Consider the following 13,717-nt stretch of genomic DNA (forward strand, 5'->3'; position numbering starts at 1 on the left):
CCGTTGCCGGCCGGCAACGGGGTGACCTGCTGGCCATTCCAGTTGAACGGTTGATGGTCCTGACGGCCTTGGTCGACGCCGCGGTGCTGCCAGTCGACGGGCCCCCGGTTGTCGTTGGGACCCCGGTTGTCGTTCGGGCGCCAGTTGTCGTGCTGGTCTTGCCCGCAGGGCGGCTGGCCCGGCGTGTTGCACTGGCCAGGATCGGCTGACGCCGTGCCGAGGCCGACGCCCAACAGCCCGCTCAGTCCGACTCCGGCGGCCAGCGTCGACGCGTACAGGGCCCGTTTGAAGGTCATCAGATTCTCTCCACTCTCAGTCGTCTCCACGAGGCGAATTCGCCACGCCGACGCGACGTTAGGGAGCCCACATGGGCGCCCGCCCTGGGGACGATTTGCGCCCGCTGTGCGTCCGGTAACGGTTGAACCTCTGTTGCGTACGTGACTGACGCAACCCGTGTGACGAACGAGGCGCTTCGCTCATCGGCTAGGGCGTCGCCGACACGCCCGACATGCGATGACCAGGGAAATTCTCAGTAATCGGACCGCCCCAGATGACGTCTCGGCCGACACGTCGTCGCCGTACCCCGATCGACGGGGCCGGTGAACCGCTGAAAACCCCCCCTATGCAGGCACGACGGCGTTTTCAGCTAGCTCTGCCCGAGCTAGCCCAAGAGGATCGCGATTTTGGGCGGATGGCCCTACACGCTGCGCTTTTGACCCCGGAAAGCGGGGGGTGGGGTTAGCTTTCGTCAGCGGCCGTGGGTACGGTCGTCGTCGCTGGCTGGTTCTCCAACCAGTCAAGACACAAGATGATGATGGCCAGTTCAAAGATGGCGAGAGACGGAGGAACCCGTGGCCCTTCCCCAGTTGACCGACGAACAGCGCGCGGCAGCGTTGGAGAAGGCTGCCGCCGCACGTCGAGCGCGAGCTGAATTGAAGGATCGACTCAAGCGTGGCGGCACCAACCTCAAGCAGGTCCTCAAGGACGCTGAGAGCGACGAGGTCTTGGGCAAGATGAAGGTTTCCGCGTTGCTCGAAGCGTTGCCGAAGGTTGGCAAGGTCAAGGCACAGGAAATCATGACCGAGCTCGAGATCGCACCCACCCGCCGTTTGCGCGGTCTGGGCGATCGTCAGCGCAAGGCCCTGCTGGAAAAGTTCGACTTCACGGCAGATTAGTGCCGGCGAAGGACCGGTCGGCGGTTGCGATGAGTCGAGTCGTGGTGCTGTCCGGTCCTTCGGCCGTCGGCAAGTCGACGGTGGTTCGGTGCCTGCGAGAGCGGGTGCCGGACCTGTACTTCAGCGTTTCGGCGACCACCAGGTCGCCACGGCCCGGCGAAGTCGACGGAATCGATTACAGGTTCCTCACCGCCCAGCATTTTCAGCAGTTGATCGACGACGGTGCGCTTCTGGAGTGGGCCGAGATTCACCGCGGGCTGCACCGATCCGGAACGCCCGCAGAACCCGTCCGAGCGGCCGCCCGAGCTGGACGTCCCGTCCTGATCGAGGTCGACCTCGCAGGCGCCCAGGCCGTAAAGGCCGCCATGCCGGAGGCCCTGTCGGTGTTCCTGGCCCCCCCAAGTTGGGAGGCGCTGGAGTCCCGACTGGTAGGCCGCGGCACCGAAAGCCCCGAGGTGAGAGAGCGCAGACTCGCCACCGCACGGGACGAACTCGCCGCCCAAGATGAGTTCGACGTGGTCGTCGTCAACGAGCAATTGGAATTTGCCTGTTCAGAATTGGTATCCTTGCTGATGGGCCACACGCCGGATCCGGCGTGACCGATCAGCAGACAGCTCGGCCCCCAGCGAAAACGCCAGGAGATAACTTCGTGACAACCCCTGTCGAGAGCTTCGACTCCGACGCCGCCAACGCCTATGACACGCCGCTGGGCATCACCAACCCGCCGATCGACGAGTTGCTGTCCCGCGCGTCCAGCAAATACGCGCTGGTGATCTACGCCGCCAAGCGAGCGCGCCAGATCAACGATTACTACAACCAGTTGGGCGACGGCATCCTCGAATACGTCGGTCCGCTCGTCGAGCCGGGCCTGCAGGAGAAGCCGCTGTCGATCGCGATGCGCGAGATTCACGGTGACCTCCTCGAGCACACCGAGGGCGAACACTAAGACCCGGCTTCGACATGACCGAGCGCAAACGGGTCGTCGTGGGCGTCGCAGGCGGCATTGCCGCCTACAAGGCGTGCACGGTGGTCCGTCAGCTCGCCGAAGCAGGGCACTCCGTTCGGGTGGTTCCCACCGAATCTGCCCTGCGTTTCGTCGGTGCCGCCACCTTCGAAGCGCTCTCCGGCCAACCGGTCCGGACGGGCGTCTTCGAAGACGTCGACCAAGTTCCGCACGTCCGCATCGGCCAGGAGGCTGACCTGGTGGTCGTCGCACCGGCGACCGCGGATCTGCTGGCCCGTGCGGTCTCGGGACGCGCCGACGACCTCCTCACCGCAACGCTGCTGACCGCGCGATGTCCCGTGGTCTTCGCCCCCGCGATGCACACCGAGATGTGGTTCCATCCGGCGACGGTTCAGAACGTCGAGACCTTGCGCCGCCGCGGGAACGTGGTCCTCGAACCGGCGTCCGGCCGACTCACCGGCTCCGACAGCGGCGCAGGCCGCCTCCCCGAGCCGGAGGAGATCACCACTTTGGCCCAACTGCTGCTCGATCGGCCCGACGCGCTGCCCTTCGATCTGTCGGGGGTGAAGGTGCTCGTCACCGCGGGCGGCACCCGTGAACCCCTCGACCCGGTGCGGTTCATCGGCAACCGGAGCTCGGGCAAGCAGGGCTACGCCGTGGCTCGGGTAGCCGCTCAGCGCGGTGCCGACGTCACCCTGATCGCGGGCAACACCGCCGGGCTCGCCGACCCCGCGGGCGTCAACGTCGTACACATCGGTTCGGCCCACCAACTGCAGGACGCGGTGTCCAAGCACGCACCCGACGCCCACGTCCTCGTGATGGCCGCGGCCGTCGCCGACTTCCGGCCCACCCACGTCGCGACCAGCAAGATCAAGAAGTCCCACGACCCGAACGCCGCGTCGGCACCCTCCATCGAACTCACCAGGACCGAGGACGTGCTCGCGGGCACCGTCAGAGCCCGTGCCGACGGTCAGCTGCCCAACATGCGCGCCATCGTCGGATTCGCCGCCGAGACGGGTGACGCCAACGGCGACGTGCTGTTCCATGCGCGCGCGAAATTGCAGCGCAAGGGCTGTGACCTCCTCGTCGTCAACGCCGTCGGCGAGGGCAAGGCATTCGAGGTCGACAACAACGACGGGTGGCTCCTGGCGGCTGACGGCAACGACGTCGCGCTGGAGCACGGTTCGAAGACGTTGATGTCTAGCCGTATCGTGGACGCGATCGCTGCGTTCCTTGGAAGCCGTGCGGAGTGACGGGCTCGACAGCAACACCCTGCGCGTAAGGGTTGCGGCCCGCCGGGACGCACGCTTGGCTGCAGCAAGGCACGGAGCCGCCCCGGCGGCGACATCGGGTATCGATATGATTCGCACAACTAAGCTTTAGAAGGGGATGACATCGTGAGCAAAGGTCGGCTGTTTACCAGTGAGTCGGTAACAGAGGGGCACCCCGACAAGATCTGCGACGCCATCAGCGACTCGGTGCTCGACGCACTGCTGGCGCAGGATCCGAAGTCGCGGGTCGCGGTGGAGACCCTGGTGACCACCGGTCAGGTGCACGTCGTCGGTGAGGTCACCACGACGGCCAAGGAAGCGTTCGCCGACATCCCGAAGACGGTCCGTGAGCGAATCCTCGAGATCGGTTACGACTCGTCCGACAAGGGCTTCGACGGCGAGACCTGTGGCGTGAACATCGGAATCGGCGCGCAGTCGCCCGACATCGCGATGGGCGTCGACACCGCGCACGAGGCGCGCGTCGAAGGCGCGGGCGACCCGCTGGACGCCCAGGGCGCCGGCGACCAGGGACTCATGTTCGGCTACGCCATCAGGGACACGCCCGAGCTGATGCCGCTGCCGATTGCGATCGCGCACCGCCTCGCCCGCAGGCTCACCGAGGTCCGCAAGAGCGGCGTGCTCGACTACCTGCGGCCCGACGGCAAGACCCAGGTCACCGTGCAGTACGACGGCAACACGCCGGTCCGGCTGGACACCGTCGTGCTGTCCACCCAGCACGCCGACGGCGTCGACCTCGAGGGTGGCCTGACCCCGGACATCCGCGAGAAGGTCGTCAACACCGTCCTGGCCGACCTGAACCACGACACGATGGACACCTCCGACTACCGGCTGCTGGTCAACCCGACCGGCAAGTTCGTGCTCGGCGGCCCGATGGGCGACGCGGGTCTGACCGGACGCAAGATCATCGTCGACACCTACGGCGGCTGGGCCCGCCACGGTGGCGGCGCGTTCTCCGGCAAGGATCCGTCGAAGGTGGACCGTTCCGCGGCGTACGCGATGCGCTGGGTGGCCAAGAACGTCGTCGCGGCCGGCCTGGCCGAGCGCGTCGAGGTTCAGGTCGCCTACGCGATCGGCAAGGCCGCCCCCGTCGGTCTCTTCGTCGAGACGTTCGGCTCCGAGACCGTCGACCCGGCCCGCATCGAGAAGGCCATCACCTCGGTCTTCGATCTGCGCCCCGGTGCGATCGTCCGCGACCTGGACCTGCTGCGCCCCATCTACGCGCCGACGGCGGCCTACGGTCACTTCGGCCGCACCGACGTCGACCTGCCGTGGGAGCGGACGGACAAGGTCGAGGAGCTCAAGGCTTCCGTTTAGCCTGCCGAACAGACACAAAGGGCCCTGAATCCTCGCGATTCAGGGCCCTTTGCGTCTGGTCGCGCGGGTCGGGTGGGCGCGAGGCGACGCAATCCAGCAGGATGGCCTGATGGATCACGTCACCTTCGTGCCAACCGTCGACCAGCTCGCCTACACCTTCGGCGGCGCCGCGCCGGTGATGCGGATCAAGCCGGGGACCGCGCTGACCCTGTGGACCGAGGACGCGTACGGCGGCCGCATCACCAGCAGGGACGACGTCGCCACCACGGCACTGGACACCGAGGACCTCAACCCCCAGACGGGGCCGTTCTGGATCGAGGGCGCCGCGCCTGGGGACACCCTGGCGGTGCACCTGGTCGACCTGACGCCCGCCCGCACCTGGGGCGCGTCGACCCTGATTCCGTTCTTCGGTGGCCTGACCAGCATTCCGGCCAGCCCGACGCTGCAGGACCCGTTGGACGAGCGCACGTACATCTACGACTATGACGCGGGCACCGAGACGCTCGGGTTCTCGGCGCTGGCGAGTGACTTTCAGCTGCGCCTGCCCTCGAACCCGATGCTCGGCACGGTCGGCGTCGCGCCGGCGCGGCGTGAGGTGCGGACGTCGCTGGTGCCCGACTACTTCGGCGGCAACATGGACAGCCCCGAAATGGCCGCCGGCGCAACGTGTTATCTGAGGGTCAACGTCGACGGGGCGTTGTTCTCCATCGGTGACGGGCACTACCGGCAGGGTGAAGGCGAGTCGTGCGGGACCGCGGTGGAGGGCGCGATGCACGTGACCGCCATCGTCGACCTGATCAAGGGCGGCGGGCCGGCCTGGCCGCGAGTCGAGACCGACACCCACCTGATGTGCATCGGCTCCGGACGCCCACTCGAGGAGGCCTGGCGGGCGGGCCAGGTCGAAATGGTCGGTTGGCTCGGCGAGCTGTACGGCCTCGACCGTCTAGACGCCTACCAGTTGCTGAGTCAGATCTCGGAGGTGCCGATCGCGAACGTGGTCGACACCAACTACAGCGCAGTGACCAAGGTCGACAAGCGACTGCTGCCGATCGCCCCCGCCTTCGGCGGCATCCACGACGAAATGCGCAGGGCTGCAAAGTCTCTGGGCTCGATCTCTTACTGAGGGGACATCCATGGAACTCGGACTGACAGGCAAGCGCTTCCTCGTCACGGGAGGCACCAGGGGTATCGGCAGGGCGGTGGTCGACGGACTGCTGGCCGAGGGTGCGGCCGTGGCGTACTGCGCCCGGACTGTCGAAGCGGGGGCGGGCGCCGAGTCGGCGATCGGCACGGCGGTGGACGTGGGCGACGCCGCAGCGCTGAAGGCGTGGGTGGACGACAGCGCCGCTGCCCTCGGCGGGATCGACGGCGTGGTGGCCAACGTCAGCGCGCTCGCCATCGCCGACAGTCCGGAGAACTGGCGCACCAGCTTCGACGTCGACCTGATGGGCACCATCGGCCTGGTGGAAGCGGCACTGCCGCATCTACTCTCTGCCGACGCGGGTTCGATCGTGACGATCTCGAGTGTCTCCGGGCGCGAAATCGACTTCGCCTCGGGCCCCTACGGCACGATGAAGGCCGCCATCATCCACTACACGCAGGGCCTCGCGTTCAACCTCGCAGGCAAGGGAGTGCGGGCCAACACGGTCAGCCCCGGCAACACGTACTTTCCCGGCGGCGTGTGGCCGTCGATCGAGGAGAACGATCCCGAGCTCTTCGCGACGGCCCTCGCGCTCAATCCGACGGGCCGGATGGCGACCCCGCAGGAGGTCGCCAATGCCGTTGTCTTCCTTAGCAGTTCGGCAGCCAGCTTCGTCACGGGCACCAACCTCGTCGTCGACGGCGCACTGACGCGCGGCGTGCAGTTCTAGCGGTCGGTCGACTCCTCGAAGTCGGTGGAGAGAGCCAGTTCGCGCTGCGCCTCCAGTTGGACGAGGCGGCCGGTCAGCGATTTGGTGATCTGCTCGTAGCTGTCGCTACCCAGGGCCAGGCGTAGTGGGGCGGGTTCGCGGTCGACCGAGGCGATGACGGCCGCGACGATCTTCGCTGGGTCCCCGATGGGGAGCTGGGAGGTGTCGTCGACGATGTCGTTGAGGCGGCGGGAGGGTGACGCGTCGTAGTCCGCGACGCGGTGTCCCACGACAGCGCTGCGGTGGCGGAAGCCGGTGCGCGCGCTGCCGGGTTCGACGATGGTGCAGCCGATCCCGAACACGGCTACCTCCTGCGCGACGGTCTCCACGAACCCTTCGACCCCCCACTTGGTCGCGTGGTAGAGCGAACTGCCGGGGATGGCGACTTGGCCTCCGAGACTTGATATTTGGAGGATTCTGCCACCGCCTTGCGCGCGCAGGCGCGGTAGCGCGGCTCGCAGGAGGTGGATCGGCCCCAGGAGATTCGTGTCGACCTGGTGGCGGATCTGGTCATCGGTGACCTCTTCGGCGGCCCCCAGTAGTCCGTAGCCGGCATTGCTGACCACCACGTCGACGCGGCCAACCGCTGCCCAGGCTGCGTCGACGGTCGTCTTGATCGCGGCGACGTCGGTCATGTCGAGTACCCCGAGCCACAAGCGATCACCGTGCCGCGCCGTAAGATCGGCGACCGCAGAAGGCGTCCGGACGGTTCCTGCGACACGATCGCCTGCCGTCAGCAGCTGTTCGGTCATCTCGCGGCCGAAGCCGCTGCTGATGCCGGTGATGAACCACGTCCTCACTGGCGGACGTCGCCTTCAGAGACGACGACGCCGCCCAGGATCGTCATGCGGAGGCGGCGAAGGTTGCCGATGTCGGCCGTCGGATCGGCGGCGAGCAGGACGAGGTCGGCCCGTGCGCCCGGTACGACCGTCCCGAGGTCGGGACGCCCGCATTTCCGCGCCGCGGCGCTGGTGGCCGTCCGCAGTGTCTGAATCGGCGTCAGCCCGGCGGCGACCACGAGTTCGGCTTCCTCGACCGTGTTGGCTCCGAATAGCCCCCTGCCCGTGAAGGTGTCGCTGCCCAGCGCAATGCTCACGCCGGCGTCGGCCACCTTCTTGACGTTGCCACGGGCGTGCGGATGTATCGCGTCGTGAACCCAGAGGGTCGGTGTATAGGTGACGTCGCGCTCAACCATCGATTCGACCAGCGAGTCGTCGGTGAGCGGCTCGACGGTGACCCCGTGCTCGAGACCGTCGGCGCCGGCGTCGACCGCTTCGCGCGCCGCATCCTGCTGGGTGGTGTGCACGGTGACTCGAAGGCCGACCTCATGCGCCGCGTCGACGCCGGCCGCGAGCAATCCGCGGGGCAGGCGGATCAGGTCGACGGCATCGGGGAACGCAGGGTTCTGCCACACGTAGGGTCGTGTGTCGCGGCAGTCGCAGGCGCCTTCGGACAGGAGCTTGATGGCGTCGACACCCTTGTCCGCCAGTTCGTGCACGAGGTCCCGCATCTGATGGGCGTCGTCGACTTCTGCGGTGAAACGTTCTCTGGCCCAGGGGTTGTCGGCGAACACGGTGGCGGCGGGATGTCCGTCGCGCCCCGTCACCCCGCAGCCCGTTGCCAGGAGCCGCGGACCCCGTAGTTCGCCCGCCGCGATCCTCGCGCGGGTAGCCAAGATGGCCGAGGTCGGATCGCCCACCGACTTGATCGTGGTGACGCCGTGGTGCAGGAAGTGGTCGAGCAGACCGGGGAGTTCGTCGTCCTCGAACGCCCGCATCGATTCTGCGTCCCGCACGGCACCCACGTCGTAGACGTGCACGTGCGTGTCGATCAGGCCCGGCATCAGCCAGCCTTGCGCGGCGTCGACCTCGGCCTGCCCGCGGAGTGGCTCGGTCGAGATGGCGGCGATCGTGTCGCCGTGGATGGCCACGTCGTGCAATCCCGTGCGGTCGCGGTGGCCGTCGAAGACGTGCGCGCGGTGGATCACCAGGTCGTACGTCTGAGCGGTGGTGTCCGTTTCGGGTTCGTCGGTCATCCGCGTACCTCCTCGGTAAGTCGTCCCGTTGAGTAATCTAGTTACAAATTATTACCTAGTAGGTCTTTTGTCGACCCGTTCGTAGACTGAGGGGATGACCGAGACGGGGCTACCTCCGCTGCGCGCCTGTTCGTATACCGAGGAGATCTTCGGTGTGCTCGGCAAGCGGTGGACGGGCCTGATCATCGACCTGCTGCTACAGCGGCAGGCCAGATTTGGCGAACTTCATGCGGCGCTGCCCGCCCTGTCGAAACGCGTTCTGAGCGAACGCCTCACCGAACTGCGGACAATTGGCCTGGTCGAGCGGGAGGTCGAACCGGGGCCACCGGTCAGCGTGACCTACCGACTCTCCGAACGGGGCAGTGCACTCGGTCCCGCGATGGATGCGTTGCGGGTGTGGGCAGGTGCCCCCGTCGACGACGACGGCCGACCGATCCCTCCGGGTGCACGGTCGTGATGCCCGCGGAGCCGATCAGCGGCTGAACTCGTAGTCGGTCAGCGGGAAGCGACGGCTGCGCCAAATCGCTTCGGCGGTGGTGGTGGGCCGAAGCGGCACGTCGCCGTTCTTGTCGAAGTAGTAGCTGTTCGCCAGGGAGCAGCTGTCCTGCCAGAAGATCTGCCGGTGCCGCTTGCGCATCATCTCGGCGAAGAAGCGGTCGTTGGCTGCACCCGACACCTCGACGCGGGTGGCCGCCTCGCGTGACGCCTGCGCGAGGCACCGCACGATGTGGTGGGTCTGCGTCTCGATGAGGGCGAAGTACGACGAGCCGACGTAGCCGTAGGGGCCCATCACGGTGAAGAAGTTCGGAAAGTTGGGGATGCTCACGCCCTCGTAGGCCTGCAGGCGTCGCTCCGACCAGAACTGGGCCAGCGACCGACCGCCCGGCCCGGTGACCGGAAACGTGGGAATGCTGTCGACGTCCATCACCTTGAAACCGGTGGCCAGGATCAGCACGTCGACCTCGCGCTCGGCGCCGTCGGCGGTGACGACTCCCGACGCGGTGACCTTCTCGATCGGTTCGGTGACCAGCTCGACGTTGTCGCGGTTGTACGTCGCCAGGTAGGTGTTGTGGAATCCGGGGCGCTTGCACCCGACGGCATAGCGCGGCGTGAGCTTGTCGCGCACCCGAGGATCGTGCACCTCCCGCTTCAGGAACGCCCTTCCCATCTTCTCGGCGCGATTGGCCAGCGGAAACACGGTGTAGTACTGCGCCGAGATGGTGAACGTCAGCTCGACGTAGGCCTGGCTCAGCACGCGCTGGAGCACCTTGCCACCCGGAATGCGCATCGCCCAGCGGGCGGCGGCGGGCAGCGGCACGTCCAGCTTCGGCATGCACCAGATCGGCGTGCGCTGAAAGACACTGAGCTGCTCGACGATTGGGGCGATCTCCGGAATCACCTGAACGGCCGAGGCGCCAGTGCCGATGATCGCCACGCGCTTGCCGGTGAGGACCTGGGAGTGATCCCATCGCGCGGTGTGCATCGTGATGCCGGCGAAACCGTCCACGCCGTCGATGTCGGGCAGCTTCGGCACGCTCAACACGCCGCTGGCGTTGACGAGGAAGCGGGCCGTCAGGGTGTCGCCGTCGTCCAACTCGACACGCCAGCAATCAGTTTCGTCCTCGAACGACGCGGCTGCCACCTTTGTGTCGAACCGGATCTTGCGGCGCAATCCGTACTCGTCGACGCACCGCTGCGCGTAACGCTTGAGTTCGGCGCCCTTGGCGTAGGTGCGTGACCAGTCCGCGCTCTGCGCGAAGGAGAACTGATAGGAGAACGACGGAATGTCCACGGCGATGCCGGGATAGGTGTTCCAGTACCAGGTTCCGCCTGGCTCCTCACCCGCCTCGACGATGAGGTAGTCGCCGAGGCCGGCCTTGTCGAGCTGGATCGCCGCACCGATGCCGGAGAACCCGGCACCGACGATGATCGTGTGAAAGTCGGGTGCGCTCACGGGGTGCCTCCGTCGGCTTGGACTGGCGGCCAACGTCCCTCGGCCTTGGCGGCGTCGACGTGCCGAAGACCCTGCGGTCTCATCCGACCCGATTCGATCAGCCGGGCCACCCGTTCGACGTTGGACTTCGACCACGCGCTCTTGGGTTTGCGCGGGCTGAACCGCTGAATCCGCGACACGTCGTCATACCCGCGGGCAAGACTGTCGATCCACCCGAAGCACAGGGCGATCTCGACGGCCTCGCCGTAGCCGAGGGGTACGTCACCGGCTGCCTTGTTGAACAGGCGAACCCACACGTCGGAGGCGGTGTCGTGGTTCGCGTCGAGCCACTGCTCCCAGTGTTCGGGGGCCCGGACGTCCAGCACCTCGCGGTCAGTCATCGGACCGTCACCCGCCGGGGTGCAGCGCCGCCCTGAGCGCGGCCAGCCCACGATTGGTGGCCTCGGTGGCAGCGGGCGACGCCATGGCCAGGCTGACGTAGCCGTGCACCATCGTCGGCTCGTTGCTCAACTGCACGGGAACGCCTGCGGCGGCCAGCAATTCAGCGTACTTACCGCCGTCGTCGCGCAGCGGGTCGTGCTCCGCGGTGCCGACGAAGGCGGGCGCCAAGCCGGCCAGCGTTTCCGCGTTGGCCGGGGCGACGTCGGTCGGGAGGGTGGTGGAATCGGCCATGTCCAGACCGGGCAGGTACCAGGTCAGGAAGGCCGTCATCACGTCCGCGTTCAGGATCGGGGCGTCGGCGTTCTCGGTGAACGACGGCGCCGAGAGATTCCCAACGGCCACCGGATACCAGAGCAACTGGAACACCAGCGGGGGGCCGCCGGCGTCCCTGGCCCGCAACGCCATCACCGCCGCCAGGTTGCCACCGGCGGAGTCGCCCGCGACGGCGATCCGGGTCGGATCCCCGCCCAGTTCCACCGCGTGCTCGGCGACCCACTGCAGCGCAGCCCAGGCGTCGTCGACGCCGGCGGGGAAGGGATGCTCCGGAGCCAGGCGGTAGTCGACCGACACCACGATCGCCTCGGTGCCGATCGCATGCGCCCGTGCCACGTGGTCGTGGGTGTCGAGGTCGCCGATCGCCCAGCCACCCCCGTGGTAGAACACCACCACGGGGAGGTCGGTGTGGGCCTCGACGGGCGGCCAGTAGATGCGGACGGGAACGTCGACGAGCTCGCCGTAGCCGACCGTCCGCTCCTCGATTCGCATGTCCGGCAACATCTCCGCGGGCGGCGTGACCGCGCGGAATCGCTCGCGGGCCACCTCGACACCGTCGTCGACGGTGAACTCGAGCGGTACCGCGTCGAGGAGCATCTTGAGAATCGGGTCGATGCCGGGCCGTTCGGACGTGGTCTCCGTCATGTGCCTCAGGCTAGCGCGCGACGAAGCGCTGACAACCCACGTTCGACGGCGTCGGTGGCGGCGGGCACCACCCCGGCATAGCCCAGATAGCCGTGCACCAGCGTCTCGGCGTTGTGTACCTCGACGGGGACACCGGCGGCGCTCAGCAGCTCGCCGTACCTGATGCCGTCGTCGCGCAGCGGATCGTGGCCCGCCACCGCTATGTATGCGGGTGCCAGGTTGGCGAAGTCCGTCGCCCTGCCGGGCACCAACGTCGCGGGTGGGTTCCTCAGGTCCTGGCCCTTCGCGTACCAGCGGGACAACTCGGCGACCGCGTCCACCGCGAGGATGGGTGCGTCGGCGTTCTCGGTGAACGACGGCAGGGTGGTGTCCCAGGTCGTCGCCGGGTACCACAGCAGCTGGAAGGCGATCGGCGGTCCGTCCGAGTCGCGGGCCACCTGGGCCACCACCGCCGCGAGGTTGCCGCCTGCCGAGTCGCCCGCGACCGCCAACCGCGTCGGGTCCGCCCCGAGATCGGCGGCGTTCGCGGCGACCCATTGGGTCGCGGCCCATACGTCGTCGACCGCTGCGGGGTACGGATGCTCCGGTGCCAGGCGGTACTCCACCGACACCACCAGCGCGCCCGAACCCACCGCGTGTCGGCGGGCGTCGTTGTCGTAGCTGTCCAGGTCGCCGACAACCCAGCCGCCGCCGTGGAAGAACATCACCACCGGCACGGGACCGGCGTCGGCCTCGGGCGGCCAGTACAGCCGGATCGGGATCGGCCCGCCGGGACCGTCGACCGTGCGGTCCTCGACGCGCAGCTCCTGGTGCACCGGTTGCCGCGGCAGGTCGCGGAACCGCGCGCGGGCCGCCTCGGGTCCACCCTCGGTCGTCAACTGGAAGGGAACCGCTTCCAGTACCTTCTGCAGGATGGCGTCCAGAGGCGGTTTGTCGGCTGATTCGGGCATCGGCTCACCGTACGCATCGCGCCCAACGCGAACGCTGTGGGGCGCAGCGGCGGTCGTCGGCGCCGGGTATGGCGTCTTCCTCGTCGTTGTGGCGCTTCACTCGCCTGTGGGCGCTGAGCTGACGGGCCAGTTCGGCGCCCAACCCGCCGCGAAGGCGCTGGCTGCGGTGCTGCTCGCGGCGGCCGCCCTTAGCCATCCCGTCCGACGTGAACGCCGTTGGTTGGTGCCTGCGCTGGTGTTCTCGGCCGCGGGGGACTTCTTCCTCGCGATGCCGTGGTGGGAGCCGTCGTTCGTACTGGGACTCGGCGCGTTTCTCGTCGCGCACCTCTGCTTCCTGGCGGCCCTGGTGCCGCTGGCCGCCAGGGTTCCGGCCAGGGTTGCGACCGCCGTCGTCGTCTGCGTGGCGTGTGTGACGCTGCTGGTCTGGTTCTGGCCCCGGCTGATCGTCGAGGGCATGGCGATCCCGGTGGTCCTCTACATGGTGGTGCTCGCCGCGATGGTGTGCGCTGCTCTGCTGGCCGACCTGCCGACGCCGTGGACCGCGCTGGGCGCGGTGTGCTTCGCGGTGTCCGACGGGATGATCGGGATCGGGCGCTTCGTCCTGGGTTCCGAGGCGTTGGCGGTGCCGATCTGGTGGGCGTATGCGGCGTCGCTGCTGTTGATAACCGCCGGGTTGTTCTTCGGCCGCGGTCGGTCCGAGTCGGGACCGTCTGTTACACAACCCGAGTGACCGACATCAGGCAGGCGGCCGAGCACGAGCCCAT

16 protein-coding genes are annotated in these 13,717 nt (G+C 67.8%); 9 read left to right on the forward strand and 7 right to left on the reverse strand.

Annotated features, from left to right (window positions below; all coding sequences use genetic code 11):
• On the reverse strand, positions 1-296 hold a 296-nt coding region (locus B1790_RS29150; protein ID WP_079926774.1), incomplete at its 3' end, for a hypothetical protein.
• A 555-nt stretch (positions 297-851) separates the two neighbouring features.
• Here B1790_RS29150 and mihF point away from each other — a divergent pair.
• From mihF to B1790_RS29185, 7 genes are all read left to right on the forward strand, one after another.
• Positions 852-1,175: an integration host factor, actinobacterial type gene (mihF, locus tag B1790_RS29155; RefSeq protein WP_057165041.1), complete on the forward strand. Its 324-nt coding sequence runs from the start codon at positions 852-854 to the stop codon at positions 1,173-1,175.
• Positions 1,176-1,204: 29 nt separating this feature from the next.
• Positions 1,205-1,774, forward strand: a complete 570-nt coding sequence (gene gmk / locus B1790_RS29160; protein ID WP_079926807.1) for a guanylate kinase — start codon at positions 1,205-1,207, stop codon at positions 1,772-1,774.
• A 50-nt stretch (positions 1,775-1,824) separates the two neighbouring features.
• Entirely contained in the window at positions 1,825-2,121 is a 297-nt protein-coding gene (gene rpoZ, locus B1790_RS29165; protein ID WP_056548269.1) for a DNA-directed RNA polymerase subunit omega, read from the forward strand.
• Between the two features lie 14 nt (positions 2,122-2,135).
• Entirely contained in the window at positions 2,136-3,392 is a 1,257-nt protein-coding gene (gene coaBC / locus B1790_RS29170) for a bifunctional phosphopantothenoylcysteine decarboxylase/phosphopantothenate--cysteine ligase CoaBC (RefSeq protein WP_079926775.1), read from the forward strand.
• Between the two features lie 141 nt (positions 3,393-3,533).
• On the forward strand, positions 3,534-4,745 hold the full coding sequence (metK, locus tag B1790_RS29175; RefSeq protein ID WP_198952152.1) for a methionine adenosyltransferase: 1,212 nt from the start codon (positions 3,534-3,536) through the stop codon (positions 4,743-4,745).
• Positions 4,746-4,854: 109 nt separating this feature from the next.
• On the forward strand, positions 4,855-5,868 hold the full coding sequence (locus tag B1790_RS29180; RefSeq protein WP_079926777.1) for an acetamidase/formamidase family protein: 1,014 nt from the start codon (positions 4,855-4,857) through the stop codon (positions 5,866-5,868).
• Between the two features lie 10 nt (positions 5,869-5,878).
• The gene (locus tag B1790_RS29185; RefSeq protein WP_079926778.1) at positions 5,879-6,616 is read left to right on the forward strand and encodes an SDR family NAD(P)-dependent oxidoreductase; all 738 of its coding nucleotides are present in this window, start codon (positions 5,879-5,881) and stop codon (positions 6,614-6,616) included.
• On the opposite strand, the gene B1790_RS29190 is transcribed toward B1790_RS29185, so the two are convergent.
• Together B1790_RS29190 and B1790_RS29195 are read right to left on the reverse strand one after the other, a co-directional pair.
• Positions 6,613-7,455 carry an SDR family oxidoreductase gene (locus B1790_RS29190; protein ID WP_233165371.1) on the reverse strand — a complete coding sequence of 281 codons (843 nt, stop codon included), beginning with the start codon at positions 7,453-7,455 and terminating at the stop codon, positions 6,613-6,615. The two genes, B1790_RS29185 and B1790_RS29190, sit on opposite strands and share 4 nt — an antisense overlap.
• A complete protein-coding gene (locus B1790_RS29195) occupies positions 7,452-8,690 on the reverse strand; it encodes an amidohydrolase family protein (RefSeq protein WP_079926779.1) in 1,239 nt (412 codons plus the stop codon). The genes B1790_RS29190 and B1790_RS29195 overlap by 4 nt, the downstream gene beginning before the upstream one ends.
• Positions 8,691-8,784: 94 nt before the next feature.
• Between B1790_RS29195 and B1790_RS29200 the strand changes: the two genes are divergently transcribed.
• Positions 8,785-9,147 (forward strand): helix-turn-helix domain-containing protein, encoded by a 363-nt coding sequence (locus B1790_RS29200; RefSeq protein WP_079926780.1) that lies wholly within the window; start codon positions 8,785-8,787, stop codon positions 9,145-9,147.
• Between the two features lie 15 nt (positions 9,148-9,162).
• Here the strand turns inward: B1790_RS29200 and B1790_RS29205 are convergent, their stop codons facing one another.
• The 4 genes from B1790_RS29205 to B1790_RS29220 are packed head-to-tail and all read right to left on the reverse strand — an operon-like array spanning position 9,163 to position 12,953.
• The gene (locus tag B1790_RS29205; RefSeq protein WP_198952151.1) at positions 9,163-10,644 is read right to left on the reverse strand and encodes an NAD(P)/FAD-dependent oxidoreductase; all 1,482 of its coding nucleotides are present in this window, start codon (positions 10,642-10,644) and stop codon (positions 9,163-9,165) included.
• Positions 10,641-11,024, reverse strand: coding sequence for a YdeI family protein (locus B1790_RS29210; RefSeq protein WP_142271562.1), 384 nt, complete (start codon positions 11,022-11,024; stop codon positions 10,641-10,643). The genes B1790_RS29205 and B1790_RS29210 overlap by 4 nt, the downstream gene beginning before the upstream one ends.
• 7 nt (positions 11,025-11,031) lie before the next feature.
• The gene (locus B1790_RS29215) at positions 11,032-12,003 is read right to left on the reverse strand and encodes an alpha/beta hydrolase (protein ID WP_079926782.1); all 972 of its coding nucleotides are present in this window, start codon (positions 12,001-12,003) and stop codon (positions 11,032-11,034) included.
• A gap of 5 nt (positions 12,004-12,008) precedes the next feature.
• Positions 12,009-12,953 carry an alpha/beta hydrolase gene (locus tag B1790_RS29220; RefSeq protein WP_079926783.1) on the reverse strand — a complete coding sequence of 315 codons (945 nt, stop codon included), beginning with the start codon at positions 12,951-12,953 and terminating at the stop codon, positions 12,009-12,011.
• On the opposite strand from B1790_RS29220, the gene B1790_RS29225 reads away from it, so the two are divergent.
• Positions 12,916-13,683 carry a lysoplasmalogenase gene (locus B1790_RS29225; RefSeq protein WP_079926811.1) on the forward strand — a complete coding sequence of 256 codons (768 nt, stop codon included), beginning with the start codon at positions 12,916-12,918 and terminating at the stop codon, positions 13,681-13,683. The two genes, B1790_RS29220 and B1790_RS29225, sit on opposite strands and share 38 nt — an antisense overlap.
• Positions 13,684-13,717: the final 34 nt, after the last annotated feature.

The sequence above is a fragment of the Mycobacterium sp. AT1 genome (genome assembly GCF_002043095.1).
GTDB lineage: Bacteria > Actinomycetota > Actinomycetes > Mycobacteriales > Mycobacteriaceae > Mycobacterium.

Coding starts and splice junctions, on each gene's coding strand:
- gmk (WP_079926807.1), top strand. CDS start 1,205: ATGAGTCGAGTCGTGGTGCTGTCCGGTCCTTCGGCCGTCGGCAAGTCG.
- coaBC (WP_079926775.1), top strand. CDS start 2,136: ATGACCGAGCGCAAACGGGTCGTCGTGGGCGTCGCAGGCGGCATTGCC.
- B1790_RS29180 (WP_079926777.1), top strand. CDS start 4,855: ATGGATCACGTCACCTTCGTGCCAACCGTCGACCAGCTCGCCTACACC.
- B1790_RS29185 (WP_079926778.1), top strand. CDS start 5,879: ATGGAACTCGGACTGACAGGCAAGCGCTTCCTCGTCACGGGAGGCACC.
- B1790_RS29195 (WP_079926779.1), bottom strand. CDS start 8,690: ATGACCGACGAACCCGAAACGGACACCACCGCTCAGACGTACGACCTG.
- B1790_RS29200 (WP_079926780.1), top strand. CDS start 8,785: ATGACCGAGACGGGGCTACCTCCGCTGCGCGCCTGTTCGTATACCGAG.
- B1790_RS29210 (WP_142271562.1), bottom strand. CDS start 11,024: ATGACTGACCGCGAGGTGCTGGACGTCCGGGCCCCCGAACACTGGGAG.
- B1790_RS29215 (WP_079926782.1), bottom strand. CDS start 12,003: ATGACGGAGACCACGTCCGAACGGCCCGGCATCGACCCGATTCTCAAG.
- B1790_RS29225 (WP_079926811.1), top strand. CDS start 12,916: ATGGCGTCCAGAGGCGGTTTGTCGGCTGATTCGGGCATCGGCTCACCG.
- B1790_RS29220 (WP_079926783.1), bottom strand. CDS start 12,953: ATGCCCGAATCAGCCGACAAACCGCCTCTGGACGCCATCCTGCAGAAG.